The organism is Catenulispora subtropica (assembly GCF_039531675.1).
GTDB lineage: Bacteria > Actinomycetota > Actinomycetes > Streptomycetales > Catenulisporaceae > Catenulispora > Catenulispora subtropica.
On record NZ_BAAAQM010000076.1, the window covers coordinates 1 to 19576 of the forward strand.

Sequence of the window (19576 nt, forward strand, 5' to 3'; positions counted from 1 at the left end):
CGTGGGTGCCGGGGCCGCCGCCGGCGAGGGTCGCGCGGCCGCCGCGGGCGCCGACGTCGTCGGGGCCCTCGGGGCCGCCGGGACCGTCGTGGTGCCGACTCCGGCGGCCTGCCCCACCGCATCGCTCTTACCCTGGTCCGAGCCCGTCCCGCAGCCCGCCACGCCGATCGCCACCGCGCCGGCCACCGCGGCCAGCAGGCCGCCCTTCCCCGCCCCTGAAGTCCTCATGCCCCTATCGACGCCCGAACGGGGCTCCTCGTTGCGTCGGAACGGCCGCCACAACCTACTTGTTACAAAAAACATCGCGAGGCACCCCACGACACGGATCCGGCATGGTCGCCTGCCTGGTCAACGGCGTGAGGACGACCCCCGTGCGTTGCGGGTACGCGGCCCCTGGAACGGGGCACTGCCCGAGGCCCGCGGCGCACACCAGCTCACCGAGCAGCAGCTGGTCATCGCCCTTGCCGGGGCCGATGCACGGCCGGCCGCCGACCGCGGCGCTCTGGATGTTCGCGGGGTCGGACGTCAGGGCCCCACCGAAATCGAGATTCCCGTAGAAGCAGTCCCGCGGCGCGGTGGTGCCCTCGTCGGCGAGGTCTCCGTTGGTCGGGTTGCCGAAGGAGCCGTTGTGGGCGAACAAGTTCCCGTAGACGTGCGTGCCGAGGGCCTGGAACAGGCACAGCCCGGGCAGTTGCACACCGCCCTGGCAGCTGGACAGCGGCGGCGGAGTCTCGTAGTCGGGGTAGTCGTGGGTCACGACGCCCCATGAGCCCTGGTCGGTGATGAGGTTGTCGCGGATGGTGTCGTAGTGGCCGCCGGAGATCTCCACGCCGACGCCGATCACCGGCGCGAGGCCGAAGCCGGGCGCGTTCGGGTTGTTGTTGCCGTGGATCCAGTTGTGCTCGATGAAGGTGCACGAGCGCGTCGGGTCGTTCGGGCACGAACCGTCCTGCGGCGGCGGGGCGTCGTCGTTGTTCAGGGCGTTGGGGGCCAGACCGGTGCGGTTGCCGTCGAACTCGGAGTCGCGGATGGTGTAGCCGCCGGCGTTGGTGCCGGAGAATCCGAGCGCCGAGTTCTGGCCGTGGGCGCGCGTGATGGTGACGCCGCACAGGTTGCGGCAGGCCCCGACGTAGTAGTCGGAGTCGCCCATGTTGCTGGCGTAGGTGTCGGTGAGGTCGGCCGGGCCGACGGCGTTCGAGGTGAAGATGCCGTACTGGCCCATCTGGCCCGAAGTGTCGGCGGTCGCGTACTCGCTCGTCGCCGTGAGGTAGGCGCCGTGGTAGCGGTGCATGCCGATCGCGCCGGTTCCGTCGCCGCCGTTCCACCAGATCTCGTTGCCCTGTTCGCCGTCGGTGCCCGCGAGGTAGTTGCACACCGTCAGGTTCTCGATGGAGACGTCGTCGGCGCCGCGCACCACGACTCCGCTGCGCGGTGTGAAGTCCTGCTGGGCGGCGGCGCCCGGGCAGGGATGCGCGGCGTCCCCGTCGGAACCGTCGACGATGACCTTGTTCCGGTCCATCCCGCGCAGGTGCAGGCCGGATTTGGTGATGAGCACGCCTTCGGAGCCGGTGGCCTTCTCGTGGTAAACCCCGGGCCAGACCAGGATCCAGTCCCCCGGCCTGGCGGCGTCGACCGCGGCCTGGATCGTCGAGTACTCCGTCCCCCGGGGGCACCGGGAGGTGGAGCCGTTGCAGACGGTGTGCACGGCGCCGCGGGTGGCGGTGGTGCTCGCGGCGAAGGAGGTCGGGGCCGTGGCGGCCGCCGAAGCGAGGAACGTCGCGGCCGAGACCGCGATCATGAGGGACCTTCGGCTTCCCATGGTGTCGCAGAGTACTGCGGGGAACCGCTGATCGGAACGTGCTTACCAGCGGGTAACAAACCGGCGTCAGCTACTAGAGACGCTGTTAAATAGCGGCTACTCTACGCGCCATGAGCGCTGCGCTGGACTACGACGTGCTGGTCATCGGCTCGGGCTTCGGCGGTTCGGTCACCGCACTCCGGCTCAGTGAGAAGGGCTACAAGGTCGGAGTGCTGGAAGCCGGCCGGCGGTTCGCCGACGGTGACTTCCCGAAGACCTCCTGGCGGCTGCGCTCCTTCCTGTGGGCCCCGAAGCTGGGCTGCAAGGGCATCCAGCGGATCCACCGGCTGAAGGACGTCGTGGTGCTGGCCGGGGCGGGCGTCGGCGGCGGGTCGCTGGTCTACGCGAACACCCTCTACGAGCCGCTGGACCCGTTCTACGACGACCCGCACTGGCGCGACGTGGCCGACTGGCGCGGCGAGCTGGCGCCGTTCTACGACCAGGCCAAGCGGATGCTGGGCGTCGTGCAGAACCCGACGATGACGCCGGCCGACGTGCAGATGAAGGCGGTCGCCGAGGAGATGGGCGTCGGGGACACGTTCCACCTGACGCCGGTCGGGGTGTTCTTCGGCGGTGACGGCGACAAGCCCGGCACCGAGGTCGCGGACCCCTTCTTCGGCGGCGCCGGACCGAAGCGGAATTCGTGTCTGCAGTGCGGCGCGTGCATGACCGGCTGCCGGCACAACGCCAAGAACACGCTCGTGAAGAACTACCTCCATCTCGCCGAACGCCTCGGTGCCGAGGTACATCCGCTGACGACCGCCGAGGGTGTCACCCCGTTGCCGGGCGGCGGCGGATACCAGGTCACGGTGACCCGAACCGGGAAGTGGTTCGCCAAGGGCCGCCGCACGCTCACGGCCGAGCACGTCGTCTTCAGCGCGGGTGCGCTCGGCACGCAGCGCCTGCTGCACAAGCTCGCCGCCGACGGCTCACTGCCCGGACTCTCGCCGCGCCTCGGAGAACTGACCCGGACCAACTCCGAGTCGCTGCTCGGCGCCATGGCCAAGAAGCCGCGCCAGTACGACTTCACCGAAGGCGTCGCCATCACGTCCTCGTTCCACCCGGACGAGCACACGCACATCGAACCGGTCCGCTACGGCCGCGGCAGCGGCGCGATGGGCCTGCTGAAGACCGGGCTGACCGACGGCGAGGGACGCGTCCCGCGCTGGATCAAGCTGCTGGGCATCGGCGTCAAACACCCGACGTGGGTGCCGCGCATGCTGCCCAGCCGCCGGTTCGCCGAGCGGTCGATCATCCTGCTGGTGATGCAGGCCCTGGACAACTCGCTCACCGTCTACCGCAAGCGCGGCCTGTTCCGGAAGACGAAGCTCACCACCCGCCAGGGCCACGGCCTGCCGAACCCGACCTGGATCCCGGCCGGCAACGAGGCGGTGGAGCGCACCGCGGCCCGCATCGACGGCATCCCCGGCGGCACCGTCGGCGACCTGTTCAACATCCCGATGACCGCGCACATCATCGGCGGCTGCGTCATCGGCCGCGACCGCGACCACGGCGTGGTGGACCCGTACCACCGCGTCTACGGGCACCCCGGCCTGTACGTCGCCGACGGCTCGACGGTCTCGGCCAACCTCGGCGTGAACCCGTCGCTGACCATCACGGCGATGGCCGAGCGCGCCGCCGCGTTCTGGCCGAACAAGGGCGAGCCGGACACACGCCCCGCACTCGGGGAGCCGTACAAGCGGATCGGGTACGTGCGGCCGAAGAGCCCGGCGGTGCCGGAGGCGGCTCCGGGGGCGTTGCGGTTGCCGATCGTGGAGATCCGGTAGGGACCGGCAGGGATCAGGCGGCGCCGGGCGCGAAGACGGGAAGTCCCGCGCCCACCGCCGCCTCGGCGAGGCGCTTGTCGTAGGTCACGAAGGCGGTGATGCCGGTCAGCGACAGGGCGGTGCCGAGGTGGACGGCGTCCAGGCTGCGGATGGCGGCAGGCTTCACCGTCTGGGCCAGGATCCGGATCCCGGGATCGAGCTCGACGAGCTCGATCATGTCGAGGAACGAACGCAGGTTCCCGACTGCCGCCGGTTCGGCCCTCACCACGGCACGGAATGCCTCGACTTCAAGCAGGACCGAACTGACCCAAGGCGTGTCGATGCGCTGATCCAACCAAGCGACAAGCGCATCGGACTCGACTTCGTCCTGAACCAGCTTCACGAGTGCTGCCGAATCCAGATAGATCACCGTTCGTCTCCGTACCGCTCGCGAATGATCTCGTCAGCGATGCTGACGCCGGTGTTGGGCACCCGGGGCATCTGCAGCACCGCGCGCCGCATCGCCGCCGCCCGCTCCCGCCGCTGCGCGGCTTCCACGACAGCGGCCGTGATCGCCGCCGACCGGTTGGTCCCGTCGGCGGTCAGTATCTCCAGCGCGCGGTCGAGAGCCGGATTCGTCCTGATCGTGATGGTTTCAGCAGCCATGTGCCGACTGTAGCACATAATGTGTTACGGCTGTCCATCCCGTAGGGTTCCCCCGTGGCAGTGCTCCTCGACCGACTCGACCAACCGGGCCGACTCGACCGCCGCCGGCTCACCGTCCTGCTCGCCGTCTTCGCCGCCGTGAGCCTGACCGGCTATCTCGCGGTCCGGGCGCTGGCCCATCCGACGATGATCGACATGGTCGTGTACCGCGCCGAGGGGCAGGCGGTGCTGCATGGGCGCGACCTGTACGGCGACGGTGTGCGGATCCCGACCTCCGGCGGCAATGTGCTGCCCGCGACGTATCCGCCGTTCGCCGCGCTGCTGTTCGCGGCGATCAGCTGGATTCCGGTCGGTGTGCTGAAGGTGCTCGTCACCGCGGCCAACGTTGTGTTGCTCGGGCTCGTGGTGCATCTCGCGGCGAAGCTGATCGGCGGGTGGCTGGACCGGCCCGGGTTCGCTGAGCGGTGGGCGTCGCTGGCCGCGGTCGCCGGTGCGGGGCTGTGGTTCGAGCCGGTGTGGACCACGCTGCGGTACGGCCAGATCAACCTCGCGCTGTCCGCGCTGGTGCTGTTCGACCTGACCCGGCCGCCGACGAGCCGGTGGCCTCGCGGTCTCGGCATCGGGCTGGCCACCGGGATCAAGCTGACCCCCGGGGTGTTCATCCTGTGGTTCCTGTTGTCCGGCAAGCGGCGGGAGGCGGTGACCGCCGCCGCCGGCGCGCTCGCCACCATGGTGGCCGGTTTCGTCCTGCTTCCCCACGCGTCAGTGAAGTTCTGGCTGCACAAGGTCTTCGAGACCGACGCCGTCGGGAAGACCTACATCACCGACAACCAGTCGCTGTCCGGGATGATCGCGAGGATCACGCACATCGACGATCCCAAGGCGCTGTGGGCGATGGCCGCGGTGCTCGTCGCGGCGGCCGGGCTGTGGGTCGCGGCGCGAAACGCGCGGCGCGGGGACGACGCGCTCGGCGCCCTCGCGTGTGCCGTCACCGGGCTGCTGGTCTCGCCGATCAGCTGGTCCCACCACTGGGTCTGGGCGGTGCCGGTCGCGATGCTGCTGGCGGTGCGCGCGCCGCGGGCGGCGGTGGCCTGGTGCGCGGTGTTCCTGTCGTTCCTGATCTGGGCCGTGCCGCACAAGGTGGTCGGGTCCTCGCCGGCGCTGAACCCGCCGCAGATGGTGCTGAGCGCGCTCTATCCGTTGGCCGGGCTGGCGTTCCTCGCCTGGGCCTGGAGGGAGTCCACGCGCGCCCAGCCGGTCTCGGCGTCGTAGCGGCGCAGCATCCTCGCCGGGACGCCGCCGACGACGCAGTGGTCCGGGAACTCGCCGCGGACCACGGAGCCGGCCGCCACCACCACGTTGCGGCCCAGGACGGTGCCCGGCAGGATCACCGCGTTGGTGCCGATCCAGCAGCCGGGGCCGATGCGCACCGGGGCCTCGCTGGGCCATTGCTTGCCGATCGGCACGTCGGGGTCGTCGTAGCCGTGGTTCTGGTCGGTGATGTAGACGTTGGGGCCGGTGTAGACGTCGTCGCCGATGTCGATGGACCGGTGGCCGACCACGTGGCTGCCGCGGCCCAGCACGACGCCGTCGCCGATCCGCACCAGCGGCACCGGCCCCAGGTCCAGGCCCGGGACGAAGCCGACGGACATGGTGACGTTGGCGCCGATCAGCACGTGCGCCCCGACGGCTATGTAGCGTTCCCCGAACACGGTGCCCGGCGGGAAGGCCATCGTGGACCCCTCGCCGAACGTGGCGAAGCGGCGCGCGACGGCCGATCCGGCACGCACCTTCCCAGCCTTGCTCAGCCAGCCCCAGAGACCGGCGGCGAGCCGGTTGCCCAGCGCTGACACCATGGCCGCTACGGTACCGCCTCCTTCCGGGACCCTGCGCATACCCCGATCTTCGGGCCCGCAGGAGTCCCGATCGGGGGCGATGGCAGGGACTTCTCGCGGTTGGGCTGGGACTTTCCCTGCCCCGTAACCGTTCGGTCACAAGCGGGGTGAGGTGAAGACTCGGGTACCGTCGTTCCCGGCCTTGCCTCTAAGGTTCCGTTGGATCGGCGTCAGGACACGCCGACGCGGCCCGGGAGGACACCGACAGATGCACACAGTGGGGGCGGTACTGCTGGCGGCAGCGCAGCAGACCGAGAACATCAAAGTCCCGAGCCACTGGGACGCCGTCGGCCGGATCGCGCTGGCCTGGGTGCTGACCTTCGCGCTGGGCTTCGAGCGCCAGCTGCGCGGTGCGCTGGCCGGCGACCGCACGTTCTCCCTGCTCGGCGCCGCCACCGCGCTGATCGGCGTGCTGGCCGGCAACGGCGCCAACACCATCCTGGCCGGCGCGGTCACCGGTATCGGCTTCATCGGCGGCGGCCTGTGCTTCCGGCAGACCGTCGAGGAACACGAGGTCCTGCACGGCATCACCACGGCGGCCAGCATCTTCGCCTGCGCCGCGATCGGCGCGGCCTGCGGGCTGGGCCTGCTCAAGGAGGCGGTCGCGGCGACCGTCGCGACGCTGCTCACCCTGGAGCTGCGCCAGATCCCGCTGCTGCGCGCCCTGGACGCCCGCCGCTGGACCGGCCTGCTGCTGCTCGACGACCACATCCACGAGCACTTTCTCAAGCGCGCCGGCCGCGCCGAGACCCCCGAGCAGAAGGCCGCCGAGCGCGCCGTCGCCGAGGCCCGGGTGGCGACCGCGGACACCGCGGACACCGACGCGGTGGTGCTGATCAACCCGGTCATCGCGGCGCAGCAGGCCGCCGCGGCGACGGCGGTGACCGTCGAACCGGTCCTCGTGGACGCGGTTCCGGACGACGCCGCGGGCCTGGAAGCCCCGGCCAAGCAGTGACGCGGTCAGTGGCCTGAGAAAGACCGAGTAATACGGCGGGAGGGACGGCTGCGAACGCCGTCCCTCCCGCTTCAGTCCGGCCGGCAGCGCGATGGCGCCGGCCGTGGCGGTGAGTTCGAGGACCCGAGCGGTCATGGCGTGCTCCTCCTCAAAAAAGGCCCGCTGTCTCGCGGGCACTCCGGCAGCCTTCGCGACGAGCACGCGGGGCGCGAACGGCTGCTGCGCCGCCCGGAGGAGGACCGACGCGGTGACCAGGCACTTTATGCACCGTGCCGATCACGCGTGCTACCCTCGTGGGCGCCGGTGCGTAGAAGATGTCCCCGGGCCTCAACTAACGCCGTCGCGGAATACCGTTCGGCTGGAGCCGCGGCGAGCTTTCCGCCGCGAGGCGACACGCGCACCGGCGCTAAACTTTTTCACTTCTGGAATGATGGTCACCGCCACGGCATTGTCCCCTTCCATTCCAGGAGCAGATCAGAGTGCATGACCGCAAGCCCGTCGAGAGCTGGATGACCGATATGGACGGCGTCCTGATCCGCGAGGGGCACATGATCCCGGGCGCGGACGAGTTCATCCGCCGGCTGCGGGCCAAGGACCGTCCCTTCCTGGTCCTCACCAACAACTCGATCTACACCCCCCACGACCTGTCGGCCCGGCTGACCAGCATCGGGATCCCGCTGCCGCAGGAGCACATCTGGACCTCGGCGCTGGCCACCGCGCAGTTCCTCGACAACCAGCGGCCGAACGGGACCGCCTACGTCATAGGGGAAGCCGGTCTGACGACCGCTCTCTTCGACGTCGGTTACACCCTGTCCGAGGCCGACCCGGACTACGTGGTGCTGGGCGAGACCCGCGCGTACAGCATCGACGCCATCACCCGGGCCATCCGCCTGGTGACCAACGGCGCGCGGTTCATCGCCACCAACCCGGACGCCACCGGCCCCACGCCGGACGGTCCGCAGCCGGCCTGCGGCGCGGTGGCCGCGCTGATCACCAAGGCCACCGGTGTGGAGCCGTACTTCGTCGGCAAGCCGAACCCGCTGATGATGCGCGAGGGCCTGAACAAGATCCAGGCGCACTCGGAGGTGACGGCGATGATCGGCGACCGGATGGACACCGACGTGCTCTGCGGGATCGAGGCCGGCCTGGAGACGTTCCTGGTGCTGTCCGGGGTGACGCAGGCCAACGAGATCGACCGCTTCCCGTTCCGCCCCTCGCGGATCGTGAAGTCGATCGCGGACCTGGTCGACCTGGTCTGAGCCGGTGGCGTCCCCGCAGTGAACAGCTTCGTCCCCGCCGCCCGCCGGCCGGAAGACAGTGGTTTGACAATGTACGAGAACAGCAGGGGCGGCGCCGCGTCCGCGGCGTCCGCCGGTCCCAGCAGCACCCCGGTCTTCGACGCGCTCATCCTCGAGTTCCGGGCCGACTTCCGCACCGTCCCCGGGGAGCCGTGGGCACCGTCGCCGGTGCCGCGGTTCGCCGAGCTGTCCGTCTCCGGCGGGCAGTTCGGGCTGCCGCCGGGCCCCGGCGGGCTCTGAGCGCCGGGCGCGAGCCCGCACAACCGAACACCCCCTACTCCGCGCGGGCGGCCCGGCCGGGAGGCCGGCCGCCCGCGGAAGACCCCGGGCCGCCGGCCCGGGCGCGATCCTCAGTCCCCTGCCTCGCGGGTCCGCGAGTAGTCGACGAACCACTGGATCAGCGCCGGGTCGTCGACCGTCCCCAGGTTCACCGCCTTGGCCGGGTCGGCGCCGGTCAGCAGCCGCTTCACCGGGATCTCCAGGCGCTTGCCGGTCCGGGTGTGCGGGACGCCGGGCACCTCGATCAGCTCGTCCGGCACGTGCCGCGGCGTGAGCTCGGCGCGGATCGCGGCGGCCACCCGGGCCCGCAGCCCGTCGTCCAGCACCGCGTCCGGCGCCAGGTGCACGAACAGCGGCATCCAGTAGCCCCCGTCGGGCAGCTCGACGCCGATCACCAGCGACTCGCGGATCTCCGGCAGCTTCTCCACGACTTCGTAGATGTCCGCCGAGCCCATGCGGACGCCCTGCTTGTTCAGCGTGGAGTCGGAGCGGCCGTGGATGATGACGCCGCCGCGCTCGGTGACGGTGCACCAGTCGCCGTGCCGCCAGACGCCGGGGAAGACGTCGAAGTAGGCGTCGTGGTACTTGTGACCGTCCGGGTCGTTCCAGAAGAACACCGGCATCGACGGCGCCGGCGCGGTCAGCACCAGCTCGCCGACCTCGCCGACGTGCGGCTTGCCCTCGGCGTCCCAGGACTCCACGCGACAGCCCAGCGCCCGGCACTGGATCTCGCCGGCGTACACCGGCAGCAGCGGGTTCCCCGCGACGAAGGCGGTGCAGACGTCGGTACCGCCGGACAGCGAGTTCAGCCAGATGTCGGCGCCGACCGCGTCGTAGACCCAGCGGAAGCCGGTCGGCGGCAGCGGGGAGCCGGTGGAGCCGATCGCCCGCAGCGCGGACAGGTCGAAGTCGCGGCCCGGGTGCAGGTCCGCCTTCTGCGACGCCATCAGGTAGCCGGCACTGGTGCCGAGCAGGGTGGCGCGAGTCTTCTCGGCGAGTTGCCACAGGCCGCTGACGTCGGGGTAGGCCGGGCTGCCGTCGTACAGCACCGCGGTCGCGCCGAGCAGCAGCGAGCCCAGGACCACGTTCCACATCATCCAGCTCGTGGAGGAGTACCAGAAGAACCGGTCGCCCTCCTCGACGCCCATGTGGAAGGCGATGGCCTTGTAGTGCTCCAGCAGGATGCCGCCGTGGCCGTGGACGATGCCCTTCGGCAGGCCGGTGGTGCCGGACGAGTAGAGGATCCACAGCGGGTGCTCGAACGGCACCGGCTCGAACTCCAGCACCGGCTCCCCGGCGGCGGATCCCGGTCCCGGCTCGGCTGACGGCCCGGCGACCGCCTCGGCCCAGCGGATGCTCTCCGCGCACGCCGGGCCCCCGGGGAACTGGTAGTCCACCCAGACGGTGTGCTCGACGGAGGGCAGCGCGTCGCGCGCCTCCATGCACTCCGCGCGGCGGTCGATGCGCTTGCCGCCGTAGCGGTAGCCGTCGACGCCGATGAACACCTTGGGCTCGATCTGGGCGAAGCGGTCCAGGACGCCCTGGGTGCCGAAGTCCGGGCCGCAGGAGGACCAGATCGCGCCGACCGAGGCGACGGCGAGCACGGCGACGATCGCGTGCGGGGTGTTGGGCAGGAACGCGGCGACGGTGTCGCCGGGGCCCACACCCCAGGAGCGCAGCGTCGCGGCCAGGCCGGCCACCTGGTGGCGCAGCGCGGCCCAGGAGGTCTCGACCGGCTCGGCGCCCTCCTCGACGAAGACCAGGGCCGGGCGGTCGCCGCTCGCGGCCCGGAAGACGTGCTCGGCGAAGTTCAGCGTGGCGCCGGGGAACCAGTGGGCGCCGGGCATGGCGGCGTCGGGCAGACAGGCCGTGTAGGGCGTCGCGGCCCGGACGTCGAAGTAGCGCCAGACGCTCTCCCAGAACTCGCCCGGGTGATCGACGGACCACTGCCAGGCCTCGGCGTAGGAGGGGAACGGTCCCACGCCCTGGGCTGGCAGCCAGTCCAGGTAGCGTTGCAGCGGCGAGCGCAGGCGCGACGCCTCGCTCGGCGTCCAGAGCAGTTCCCCGAACGCGGCGGGCTGGTCGGCAGCGGACATCGTCGTCCCCCAACTTCGCGGTGGCTTCACCGTGCACCGGCTTGTGGCCGTGATCACGCCTGACAACCGTCAGATTAGCGGCCCGCGCGGGACGCGTGTACGGCGCCGGTCAGCGGCCCTCGCCGGGCTCCAGGAACGACTCCTGGCAGCCGACGCCCTCGGGCAGCGGCGGGAGCTCGATCCACTTCTCGGCCCAGTCCGCCAGCTCCCGGAACGCCGGCTCGAGCTCGGCGCCCTTCTGGGTGAGGCGGTACTCGACGCGCACGGGCGTGTCCGGGATCACGACCCGGTCGACGATGCCCACCGCCTCGAACTCCTTGAGGCGCTCGGACAGCAGCCGGTCGGACAGCTTGGGGACCGCGGCGACGATGTCGGTGTAGCGGGTGGCGCCGGCCAGCATGGCCCGGAGGATCGCTCCGGACCAGCGGCGGCCGATGATCTCCACGGCCGTGTGGAAACGGGGGCAGAAGGAGCTCAGGCAGTCCTCGGTCCCCGCGGTGGTGTGCTCGCTCGCGTGTGCTGCCATGCTCATAGCTTACCTTTCGTAGGCGACTTGACAAGCGTAAGCACGGCGCCTACCTTCAACCTTACGAAAGGTAACCGGCTCACGGAGGGTTACCGAGTAGGTCAAGGTGGGGAGCCGTCCCGCTTCCCACCTCGTCACCCAGACCCCGGGAGTTTCAGAAGTGACCATCAAGATTCTCGCCTTCTCCGGCGCTCTGCGTCAGGCCTCCACCAACACCGCGCTCGTCCGCGCCGCCAAGCAGCTGGCGCCGGAGGGTGTCGAGATCGAGATCTACGACGGCCTCGGGCAGCTGCCCTTCTTCGACCAGGACCTGGAGGCCGAGGTGCCGGCCTCGGTGGCCGAGCTGCGCCAGAAGATCGCCGACGCCGACGGCGTGCTGATCGCCTCGCCCGAGTACAACTACTCGATCCCCGGCGTCCTGAAGAACGGCCTGGACTGGGCCTCCCGCCCCTACGGCGAGTCGGTCCTGACCAACAAGCCGGTCGCCATCATGGGCGCCTCGGGCAGCGCCTTCGGCACCGTGCGCGCCCAGAACCACCTGCGCGACGTCTTCCACTGGCTGGACGCGAAGGTCGTCACCAAGCCCGAGGTGCACGTTGGCAACAACTGGGAGCGCTTCGACGGCGAGGGCAACCTGGTCGACGAGACCTCGCGCAACCTGGTGGCCGGCCTGGTGGCGGCCCTGGTGGTACTGATCGAGGAGACCCAGAAGGCCAAGGTCGACGCCTGACCGCGACCGGCGCCGCCGGTGGCTGAACGCTGAGGTTCTCGAGGTGGGCCCTGCCGCATCGCGCGGCGGGGCCCGCTTCGCGTTCGCGGAGCAGTCCGGCATGCGCCGGAGCGGCCGGTGCCGGAGATTGGAGGAGTGTGGCACCCGGGCATGAGCTCCGCACCGGCCGGGGACATCGACGAGGCGTCGATGCGCGTGCTGTTGGGCCGCGTTAGGCACGACCCCCGGCATACCGCGGAGACGCTCGCCGCATTCGGCGTCGGAAAGCTGGGACCGAACGCGGCGGAGTCGGTCCGGAAGCTGCGGAACGCGCACCCGGAGTGGACCTCGCGGCAATACCTGGACGAGGTTCTGCACCGCGGGATGCTGGCGTCGGTCTCGCGCGGCAGCCTGGTCGGCGGTCCGCTCCTGGCTCTGGCACCGTACGGGTTCTGCGCGGCGCTGATGGCGCAGAACCGGATCGTGCTGGGACTGGCCGCGCTGGCCGGCCGGGATCCGACGCTTCCGGAGCGCGCCGCGGAGCTGCTGGTCCTCCAGGACGCTTTCCCGGACGTCGACGCCGCGCGCGCCGGGCTCGCCGAGGCGGGGGCCGCGGGCGGCGCTCCCCCGGCGCCCGGCGGCGGTCTCCGAACGCTGTGGCGGGCGACGGTGCGGCTGGCGAATCTCCTGGGCCTGGTGACGCGGACGCAGGAGGGCGAGAGCCGTCCTTCGCGCTGGCGGCGCATGCTGGGTTACGTCGGGCTCGGCGTCACGTTCTTGATCGGCATGGTGGCGCCGCTGGTGTGGATGCCGTACATGGCGAACTGCTACCGCCAGTCCACGGTACGCATCGTCCAGCGCGCCGAGCGCTTCTACTTCGGCACTGTGACGCCTATCCGCCACGTCCCGGACCGCGCGTCGCGCGCCCTGGCCCTGGCATCGGTGCTGATCACGCTCGGGCTGGTGCTCGTGGCGCTGTTCGCCGACATCCGGCTGTTCGACCGCACGTGGATCGCGGTGGCGGTGGCGCTGCTCGTGGGCTCGCTGGCCGGGATCGCGCTCCGGACTGCCGCGGTCGAGGTGATGAAGCGGCGACGGTCGCACAGTATATGAGGGCTCCGGATCGGTCCGCGGTTCGCCCCGGGGGCGCGGAGCAGGCGCAGAACGTTTCAGGATTCGTATTATGTGTCAGCCCCCTTACGGCGGGCAGATCGAGGAATAACCCAAGGCGCTGCCATCGCGTAATTCTGCCTTCGTCCTCTAGGAGTCTTCCGTGGCGATCCCACCGATATCCAACGAGTACCTCTACACCCGCGCCATCCAGGTCATGGTCCTGGGCGCGGTCGCGATCCTCGTCGACTCCGTCCCGATCCGGGCGTCCAAGCTGGAGCGGACCCTGATCGCCGCGCTGGCCTGCGTGCCGGGCCGGGTGGTCTCCACCGAGCGGCTGGTCGACGTGCTGTGGCCGCACCGGCCGCCGTCCTGGGCCCGCACCCGCGTGCAGGCCGTCGTCAGCTCCCTGCGCAAGCGGCTGGCGACGGCCGGCGGCGACCCCGCCGCCATCGCCACGGAGGCCGGCGGGTACGTGCTGCGCGTGGACGCCGAACACGTGGACGCCGAGCGGTTCCGGGAACTGAGCCGGCGCAGCCGGGACGCCGCCGAGGCCGGGGACCGGGCGGCCGCGGCGGAACTGGCCCGGGAAGCGCTGGAGCTTTGGCGGGGCCCGGCCTTCGACGGGCTGCTCTGCGCGTCGTTGGAGGCCGAGGCGGTGTACCTGGAGGAGCTTCGCCTGGCGGTGCTGGAGGACCGCATCGACGCCGACCTGGACGCCGGGCGGCACGCGCAGCTGGTGCCGGAGCTCGCCAGCTTCCGCGTGCGGCACCCCGGCCGGGAGCGGCTGGCCGGCCAGCTGATGGTCGCCTTGAACGCGGTCGACCGGCACGCCGAGGCGCTGGCCGTCTACCGGGCCCTGCAACGGCACCTGCGGGAGGAGTACGGCACCGATCCGGGTCCGCGCATCCAGCAGATCCACGCCTCGCTGCTGCACGCGCAGTGAGCGGGTCGCAGACCCCTGAAATGAGAGCTCGAGCCTCCGTTTCGTAGCGGTAACGCAGCGGCATCGCAGTGGCATCGCAGCGGTTTCGCAGGGATGACGAGAAAACTGATCACGTCAGGGCTCGATTATCGGCAGGAAGGAACCGATGATGAAGTTCATCAGCTCTTTGGGCGACAAGATGTTGTCGCGTGTGCTGAAGCAGGAGACCGCCGGCGCGTGCATCCCCGAGCACGGCCAGTACTGCGGCCGGGTCGCCGTCAGCGGCGGCCACTGCGGCGGCGACGGCCACTGGTACCAGCGGTACTGTGACGGCGCGTACAGCTGCACCGGCTCCTGTGTCTCGACCGGGAGCAACTGCTACGACCAGCACACCGGCGCGCTCTGCTAAGTGATCCACCCGGCGGCGGGCTCCTCGCGGTCCCGCCGCCGCTCCCCCCGGACGGGTTCCATGGTCTACCTGAGTCTGTGCTGCCGCGGGCTGCTCGCGGCGGTCTTCCTGCTCGCCGTGGCGGGCAAGGCACGCTCCCGTACGGCATACACGGCTTTCGCCGCGTCGCTGGACGACCTCCGGTGGCTGCCCGCGTCCCTGCGCCGCCTGGCGCCGCCGGCCCTGGTCCTGACCGAAGCGGCGATCGTCGTCCTGCTGCTGGTTCCGGACACGGCCGCGCTGGGGTCGGCCGGCGCGCTCGCCCTGCTCGCCGCCTTCGCGCTGGGCATCGGCTGGTCGCTGCGGCGCGGCGAGGAAGTCCGATGCCTGTGCTTCGGCGCCGACCGCGGGGCGCTGGACGCCTCCTCGGTGGTGCGCAACGCGGTGCTGGCCGCGGGCGCCGCCCTCGGCCTGCTCAGCACGCTGCTCGCCCACGACCCGGCCTCGGCGGCCGGGACCGCTCTGGCCCTGGCCGGCGGCGCGGCGCTGGGCGCCGTGGCGACCCGCTGGGACGACCTCCACTACTTGTTGTTCTCCGCGTGAGGTAAGGGGATATTCCGATGGTTGGTGTGCTGGCCGCGGCGGTCGCGGTCCTGGCGGTGGCGACGGCGCTGAACCTCACCCTGCTGTTCGCGGTGATCCGGAAACTGCGCGCGTCCGAGGCGCGGCAGGCTGCGGCGGCCCCGGAGGCGTCGATGCCGGCGCCGGGGACGGAGATCGGCTCGTTCCTGATCGCCGCCGGCGACGACTCGATGATCTCCGACGCCTCGATCGCGGACGCCATGACGGTGGCCTGCGTGATGCCGGGCTGCTCGCCGTGCAAGACGCAGATCGCGGCGTTCCGGGAGAACCCGCGCTCGGCGCCGGACAAGACCGTGTTCTTCGTGTTCGGGGGCATCGGCGATCCGGAGACCGACGAGCTGGCGGCCTCGCTGGCCGGGCTCGGCCAGGTGGCCGTGACCCAGACCGCGAGCGAGGTCGGCGTCGCGCTCGGCGACGTCAGCAGCTTCCCGACGCTGATGCGGACCGAGGGCGGAAAGCTCGCCGCGGTCGGCCGGACCTGGGAGGAGATCGGCGCGGGCACGGTGGCGACGGTCCGGTGAGGACGGCGAGGACGGGAGCGCCGAGCGGCCGGACGGCCCGCTCGGCGCTCGCTCTTTCCTGGCAGGCGGCGCCGCTGGCGTCGGCGCTGGAGCTCGCCGTCACGGTCGCCATGGGCCTGGTGCCGGCGGCCGCGGCCTGGACCGGCAAGCTGCTGTTCGACGAGTTGGCCCGCGGGCGCGCGATGGACACCGGCCGCGCCACCTGGCTGGTGGTCGCCGGGGCGCTGCTGACCTGCGCTCTGGTGGCGCTGACGCAGTGCGGCGGACAGCTCGCGCGGCGGGTGCAGCGCGCCGTGGCGCTGCGCGCCCAGGACCGGCTGTACCGCGCGGTCAACGCCTTCCCCGGCGTCGGCCACTTCGAGGACCCGGCGTTCCAGGACCGGCTGCGGCTGGCCGAACAGGGGGCGCAGAGCGCGCCGCGGGACATCAACACCCTGCTGACCGAAGTGGCGCGGAACACGGTCGTGATCATCGGCTATCTCGGCACCCTGCTGGCGATCTGGCCGCCGATGGCCCTGACCCTGCTGGTCACGGCGGTCCCGGCGCTGCTGGCGCAGCGCGCGCTGGCGGCGCGGCGGGCCCGCACCACCGAGGAGACGATGGAGGGCCAGCGGCGCCGGTTCTTCTTCCAGCAGCTGCTCACCGACGCCACCATGGCCAAGGAGGTCCGGCTGTTCGGCCTCGGCGAGCTGTTCCACGGCCGGCTGCTGGCCGCCGCCCGGGAGAGCGCGGACGCCGAGCTCGCGGTCGAGGGGCACGGCTCCCGGGTGCAGTCGGCGCTGGCGCTGCTGAGCGCGTCGGTCGCGGCCGCCGGGACGATCGTCGTGGTGCGCGGCGTGGCCGCCGGGCACGTGTCGCTCGGCGACCTGACGCTGTTCACGGCCGCGGTGCTGGGAGTGCAGAGCGCCCTGTCGTCGATCATCGGGCAGGCGGCACAGGCGGGCAGGACGCTGCGGCTGTTCCGGAGCTTCCTGGAGGTCGTCCACGCGGAGCCGGACCTGGTCAGCGGGACCGCACCGGTCGCAGCGCTGCGCGACGGGATCGTGTTCGAGGACGTCTGGTTCCGCTACCACGACAACGCGCCGTGGGTGCTGCAAGGCGTGACGGTGACGATCCCGGCCGGCCGCAGCGTCGGCCTCGTGGGCCTCAACGGAGCAGGCAAGAGCACCTTGGTGAAGCTGCTGTGCCGGTTCTACGAACCGGAGCGCGGCCGCATCCTGTGGGACGGCACGGACGTCAGGGAGCTGTCGATCACGCAGCTGCGCCGCCGGATCGGCGCGACGTTCCAGGACTTCTGCCGGTACGACGTCACCGCCGCCGAGAACATCGGCGTGGGCGACGTCGCCCACCTCGACGACCGCGCCGCCATCCGGCGGGCAGCCGCCGCCGCGGGCATCGACGCCACCCTCGCGGGCTTGCGCGACGGCTACGACACCCTGCTCAGCCGCATCTTCTTCGACGCCGACCGGGAACGCGGCCTGGCCCTGTCCGGCGGCCAGTGGCAGCGCGTGGCCGTGGCCCGCTCCCTCATCCGCCGCGACGCCGACCTGCTCATCCTCGACGAACCCAGCTCCGGCCTGGACGCCGAGGCCGAGCATCAGATCCACCGCGCCCTGGCCGAGTACCGCCGGGGCCGCACCAGCCTGCTGATCTCCCACCGCCTCAGTGCCCTCCGCGACGCGGACGTGATCGTGGTCCTGGAACAAGGCCGCGTGGTGGAGCAGGGTACGCACGACGAGTTGCTGGGTACTGATTCGCAGTACGCACGACTGTTCATGATCCAGGCGGCGGGCTACCGCGACACGCCAGTGGGGAGCGCACCATGAAGACGGCCCGGGAAACCCGCCTGACCGCCGCCGCGTTCGGCACCGCCGCCGCCTGCGGCCTGCTGGCCCTGCGCCGCCGCTACACGGTGATCACCGTCACCGGCCGCAGCATGAGCCCCACCTACGCCGACGGCGATCGTCTCCTCGTGCGGCGTACTCGAGCCCATCGCGTCTCGTGCCAGGAGGTCGTCGTCTTCCGAATGCCGCCCCAGCACCGGAAGAACGGCCTGCGCTGGCTGGTGAAGCGCACCGCCGCGGTACCCGGCGACCCGGTCCCGGAGGACATGCGCGAGGCGGCCGGCTCGGACCGTCTGGTCCCGCCCGGCCGCCTCCTGGTCCGTGGCGACAACCCCCACAGCCTGGACTCGCGGCACTTCGGATACGTGCCGGCCGCGGACGTGCTCGGGATCGCCGTCAGAACCTTGCGCCGTTCAGGCGACGCTTAGCTCCCACCACCGCTCACACCCGGAGCCACGAAGCGACGGTACGGAGGCCGGAACCCGACCTCATGACCGCCGTCGAGGACCGGCCGCACCTACCCGACCGGCCACCGCACGCTCAGCGTGTCGTCCCAACCGACGGTGGCCGCTTCACCGAGACCGCCGGGGACCGCTTCCCGCACCCCGCCCGGCTGCCGGGCCAGTACCTCGACGGCCACCTGGATCTGCATGCGAGCCAGTCCCGCACCGGGGCAGTAGTGGGCCCCCATCCCGAACGTCAGGTGGGCGTTCTCGCCGCGCTCGATGTCGAACCGTCGGGGGTCTGCGAACACCCGCGGGTCGTGGTTGGCCGCGGCGAGCGAGCCCACCACGAGATCCCCGCGCCGGACCGGCGTCCCCGCGATCTGCGCGTCGCGTACCGCGTACCGGGGGAAGCTCGCCGTGCTCGCCAGCGGTGTGACACGGATCAGCTCCTCCACGGCGGACGGGACCGACTCCGGGCGCGAGGCCAACCGGTCCAGGTCCTGCGGGTGCCGCAGCAGCGTCCGCAGGACGTTCGCCGTCATCAGCACCATGTTCTGCAGTCCGGGGATCAGCAATCGGAACGCCACGCTCACCAGCTGGCCGTCGTCGAGGCGGTCCTCCCCCTCCCCCCGCACGCGGACCATGGCGCTCAGGAGATCGTCGCCGGTGCCCGCGGCCCGCGCGGTCAGCAGGGCCGCAAGGCAGCGGGTGAGCGCCTTCTGGTCCCGCTTCGCCGCGTCCGGCAGCGGATTCCCGGTGGTGGCGGCGCTCAGCAGCATGGCCCGCATCGGCTCACGGCCGCCGTCGGGGATCTGCAGCAGTTCGCACAACAGGGAGCTCGCCAGCGGTTTGACGAAGCCGGCCATCAGGTCCGCGGGCTGCGGCGTCCCGGCGAGCCGGACGAGCAGCTCCGAGGCCGTCCGCTCCGTCTCCGGCCGCAGTCGCTCGATGCGGCGAGGCTTCATCCCCGCCATGGCCACGTTGGTCAAGCGTGCGGTGGACAAGCGGCCACCGGACGGCTCGGCGGAGTCCTTCGCCGACGGGACGCAGTCCGGCGGCTTCACGTCGAACCGGGCGTCGGTGAGGATCTGCCGCACATCGGCGTAGTCCGAGCACTGCCACCCCTGGCCCAGCCCCGGTAGCTCGACGCGGATCAGGCCCTCCTCGCGGGGCCGGCGGGCGGCTCGCGACGCTCCGAGGTCGATAAGCGCCACGTCGCCGTAGCGGTCGGACCACGAGTCCGGCGTCTGCTTGAGATACATGTTCCTGGATTCCTCTCCGCGACTCGGGACGGGGATCCCGGCCGGCTATTCCCAGCCGAAGCCGTCGCCGTCGGCGGATCCGGTCGCCGAGCCCTGCCAGCCGAAGCCGTCGGCGCGGACCGTGGCCGTGCCGTGCGCGCCGGAGGTGAGCGCCTGCTGCACCGGACCCGACGTGCCCAGCGCGACCACGGCCAGAACGGCCGCGAATCCCATGCCGCGCCGGCCGGTCGTCCTCCGCGAGATCGCGTTCATCTTCCGCCCCTTCACTGGCGATATCCCTTTTGCCTTCGAGGTATTTGTACAGCCGGCCGGGAAGCGGGTCAGCACAATGACGATGGACATTGGGTGCCACGGCAGGGAGTGTCCATCCCGCGCGGCCCAGGCCGGTTT

21 protein-coding genes and 1 pseudogene are annotated in these 19576 nt (G+C 71.5%); 13 read left to right on the top strand and 9 right to left on the bottom strand.

Features of this window, described 5'->3' with window-relative positions; translation table 11 throughout:
• Both ABD466_RS40105 and ABD466_RS40110 read right to left on the bottom strand, forming a co-directional pair.
• A pseudogene (locus tag ABD466_RS40105) lies at positions 1-228 on the bottom strand (hypothetical protein); the annotation flags it as partial.
• A 55-nt stretch (positions 229-283) separates the two neighbouring features.
• A complete protein-coding gene (locus tag ABD466_RS40110) occupies positions 284-1819 on the bottom strand; it encodes a hypothetical protein (RefSeq protein ID WP_344662537.1) in 1536 nt (511 codons plus the stop codon).
• 110 nt (positions 1820-1929) lie between these two features.
• Between ABD466_RS40110 and ABD466_RS40115 the strand changes: the two genes are divergently transcribed.
• The gene (locus tag ABD466_RS40115; protein ID WP_344662538.1) at positions 1930-3645 is read left to right on the top strand and encodes a GMC oxidoreductase; all 1716 of its coding nucleotides are present in this window, start codon (positions 1930-1932) and stop codon (positions 3643-3645) included.
• Between the two features lie 13 nt (positions 3646-3658).
• Here the strand turns inward: ABD466_RS40115 and ABD466_RS40120 are convergent, their stop codons facing one another.
• Together ABD466_RS40120 and ABD466_RS40125 are read right to left on the bottom strand one after the other, a co-directional pair.
• Complete coding sequence (locus ABD466_RS40120; RefSeq protein ID WP_344662539.1) at positions 3659-4054, bottom strand: type II toxin-antitoxin system VapC family toxin; 396 nt, start codon at positions 4052-4054, stop codon at positions 3659-3661.
• A complete protein-coding gene (locus tag ABD466_RS40125) occupies positions 4051-4290 on the bottom strand; it encodes a hypothetical protein (protein WP_344662540.1) in 240 nt (79 codons plus the stop codon). The genes ABD466_RS40120 and ABD466_RS40125 overlap by 4 nt, the downstream gene beginning before the upstream one ends.
• Before the next feature lie 54 nt (positions 4291-4344).
• Between ABD466_RS40125 and ABD466_RS40130 the strand changes: the two genes are divergently transcribed.
• A complete protein-coding gene (locus tag ABD466_RS40130; RefSeq protein WP_344662541.1) occupies positions 4345-5562 on the top strand; it encodes a glycosyltransferase 87 family protein in 1218 nt (405 codons plus the stop codon).
• Here ABD466_RS40130 and ABD466_RS40135 read toward each other — a convergent pair.
• A complete protein-coding gene (locus ABD466_RS40135) occupies positions 5484-6146 on the bottom strand; it encodes an acyltransferase (protein ID WP_344662542.1) in 663 nt (220 codons plus the stop codon). The genes ABD466_RS40130 and ABD466_RS40135 overlap by 79 nt on opposite strands.
• Before the next feature lie 247 nt (positions 6147-6393).
• Between ABD466_RS40135 and ABD466_RS40140 the strand changes: the two genes are divergently transcribed.
• The 3 genes from ABD466_RS40140 to ABD466_RS40150 all read left to right on the top strand — a co-directional run bounded on the left by ABD466_RS40140 (position 6394) and on the right by ABD466_RS40150 (position 8678).
• Entirely contained in the window at positions 6394-7140 is a 747-nt protein-coding gene (locus ABD466_RS40140; RefSeq protein ID WP_344662543.1) for an MgtC/SapB family protein, read from the top strand.
• Between the two features lie 479 nt (positions 7141-7619).
• On the top strand, positions 7620-8399 hold the full coding sequence (locus ABD466_RS40145; protein WP_344662544.1) for an HAD-IIA family hydrolase: 780 nt from the start codon (positions 7620-7622) through the stop codon (positions 8397-8399).
• Between the two features lie 69 nt (positions 8400-8468).
• Complete coding sequence (locus ABD466_RS40150) at positions 8469-8678, top strand: hypothetical protein (RefSeq protein ID WP_344662545.1); 210 nt, start codon at positions 8469-8471, stop codon at positions 8676-8678.
• A gap of 110 nt (positions 8679-8788) precedes the next feature.
• Here the strand turns inward: ABD466_RS40150 and ABD466_RS40155 are convergent, their stop codons facing one another.
• Together ABD466_RS40155 and ABD466_RS40160 are read right to left on the bottom strand one after the other, a co-directional pair.
• On the bottom strand, positions 8789-10813 hold the full coding sequence (locus ABD466_RS40155; RefSeq protein WP_344662546.1) for an acetoacetate--CoA ligase: 2025 nt from the start codon (positions 10811-10813) through the stop codon (positions 8789-8791).
• Between the two features lie 109 nt (positions 10814-10922).
• Positions 10923-11339 (bottom strand): winged helix-turn-helix transcriptional regulator, encoded by a 417-nt coding sequence (locus ABD466_RS40160; protein ID WP_344662547.1) that lies wholly within the window; start codon positions 11337-11339, stop codon positions 10923-10925.
• Between the two features lie 160 nt (positions 11340-11499).
• Between ABD466_RS40160 and ABD466_RS40165 the strand changes: the two genes are divergently transcribed.
• The 8 genes from ABD466_RS40165 (at position 11500) to ABD466_RS40200 (ending at position 17906) form a co-directional block, all read left to right on the top strand.
• Complete coding sequence (locus ABD466_RS40165; protein ID WP_344662548.1) at positions 11500-12069, top strand: NADPH-dependent FMN reductase; 570 nt, start codon at positions 11500-11502, stop codon at positions 12067-12069.
• A 150-nt stretch (positions 12070-12219) separates the two neighbouring features.
• On the top strand, positions 12220-13161 hold the full coding sequence (locus tag ABD466_RS40170; RefSeq protein WP_344662549.1) for a hypothetical protein: 942 nt from the start codon (positions 12220-12222) through the stop codon (positions 13159-13161).
• A 160-nt stretch (positions 13162-13321) separates the two neighbouring features.
• Positions 13322-14104 (top strand): AfsR/SARP family transcriptional regulator, encoded by a 783-nt coding sequence (locus tag ABD466_RS40175; RefSeq protein WP_344662550.1) that lies wholly within the window; start codon positions 13322-13324, stop codon positions 14102-14104.
• A 145-nt stretch (positions 14105-14249) separates the two neighbouring features.
• Entirely contained in the window at positions 14250-14492 is a 243-nt protein-coding gene (locus tag ABD466_RS40180; RefSeq protein ID WP_344662551.1) for a hypothetical protein, read from the top strand.
• Between the two features lie 60 nt (positions 14493-14552).
• On the top strand, positions 14553-15074 hold the full coding sequence (locus ABD466_RS40185; protein ID WP_344662552.1) for a MauE/DoxX family redox-associated membrane protein: 522 nt from the start codon (positions 14553-14555) through the stop codon (positions 15072-15074).
• 17 nt (positions 15075-15091) lie between these two features.
• Entirely contained in the window at positions 15092-15634 is a 543-nt protein-coding gene (locus ABD466_RS40190) for a hypothetical protein (RefSeq protein WP_344662553.1), read from the top strand.
• The gene (locus ABD466_RS40195) at positions 15631-17460 is read left to right on the top strand and encodes an ABC transporter ATP-binding protein (RefSeq protein WP_344662554.1); all 1830 of its coding nucleotides are present in this window, start codon (positions 15631-15633) and stop codon (positions 17458-17460) included. The genes ABD466_RS40190 and ABD466_RS40195 overlap by 4 nt, the downstream gene beginning before the upstream one ends.
• Positions 17457-17906 (top strand): S26 family signal peptidase, encoded by a 450-nt coding sequence (locus ABD466_RS40200; protein ID WP_344662555.1) that lies wholly within the window; start codon positions 17457-17459, stop codon positions 17904-17906. The genes ABD466_RS40195 and ABD466_RS40200 overlap by 4 nt, the downstream gene beginning before the upstream one ends.
• A gap of 89 nt (positions 17907-17995) precedes the next feature.
• Here ABD466_RS40200 and ABD466_RS40205 read toward each other — a convergent pair whose 3' ends face one another.
• Together ABD466_RS40205 and ABD466_RS40210 are read right to left on the bottom strand one after the other, a co-directional pair.
• Positions 17996-19186: a cytochrome P450 gene (locus tag ABD466_RS40205; protein WP_344662556.1), complete on the bottom strand. Its 1191-nt coding sequence runs from the start codon at positions 19184-19186 to the stop codon at positions 17996-17998.
• A 45-nt stretch (positions 19187-19231) separates the two neighbouring features.
• Positions 19232-19438 (bottom strand): hypothetical protein, encoded by a 207-nt coding sequence (locus ABD466_RS40210; protein WP_344662557.1) that lies wholly within the window; start codon positions 19436-19438, stop codon positions 19232-19234.
• Positions 19439-19576 lie beyond the last annotated feature (138 nt).

Coding starts and splice junctions, on each gene's coding strand:
- ABD466_RS40110 (WP_344662537.1), bottom strand. CDS start 1,819: ATGGGAAGCCGAAGGTCCCTCATGATCGCGGTCTCGGCCGCGACGTTC.
- ABD466_RS40115 (WP_344662538.1), top strand. CDS start 1,930: ATGAGCGCTGCGCTGGACTACGACGTGCTGGTCATCGGCTCGGGCTTC.
- ABD466_RS40125 (WP_344662540.1), bottom strand. CDS start 4,290: ATGGCTGCTGAAACCATCACGATCAGGACGAATCCGGCTCTCGACCGC.
- ABD466_RS40135 (WP_344662542.1), bottom strand. CDS start 6,146: ATGGTGTCAGCGCTGGGCAACCGGCTCGCCGCCGGTCTCTGGGGCTGG.
- ABD466_RS40140 (WP_344662543.1), top strand. CDS start 6,394: ATGCACACAGTGGGGGCGGTACTGCTGGCGGCAGCGCAGCAGACCGAG.
- ABD466_RS40150 (WP_344662545.1), top strand. CDS start 8,469: ATGTACGAGAACAGCAGGGGCGGCGCCGCGTCCGCGGCGTCCGCCGGT.
- ABD466_RS40155 (WP_344662546.1), bottom strand. CDS start 10,813: ATGTCCGCTGCCGACCAGCCCGCCGCGTTCGGGGAACTGCTCTGGACG.
- ABD466_RS40160 (WP_344662547.1), bottom strand. CDS start 11,339: ATGGCAGCACACGCGAGCGAGCACACCACCGCGGGGACCGAGGACTGC.
- ABD466_RS40170 (WP_344662549.1), top strand. CDS start 12,220: ATGAGCTCCGCACCGGCCGGGGACATCGACGAGGCGTCGATGCGCGTG.
- ABD466_RS40180 (WP_344662551.1), top strand. CDS start 14,250: ATGATGAAGTTCATCAGCTCTTTGGGCGACAAGATGTTGTCGCGTGTG.
- ABD466_RS40185 (WP_344662552.1), top strand. CDS start 14,553: ATGGTCTACCTGAGTCTGTGCTGCCGCGGGCTGCTCGCGGCGGTCTTC.
- ABD466_RS40190 (WP_344662553.1), top strand. CDS start 15,092: ATGGTTGGTGTGCTGGCCGCGGCGGTCGCGGTCCTGGCGGTGGCGACG.
- ABD466_RS40200 (WP_344662555.1), top strand. CDS start 17,457: ATGAAGACGGCCCGGGAAACCCGCCTGACCGCCGCCGCGTTCGGCACC.
- ABD466_RS40205 (WP_344662556.1), bottom strand. CDS start 19,186: ATGTATCTCAAGCAGACGCCGGACTCGTGGTCCGACCGCTACGGCGAC.
- ABD466_RS40210 (WP_344662557.1), bottom strand. CDS start 19,438: ATGAACGCGATCTCGCGGAGGACGACCGGCCGGCGCGGCATGGGATTC.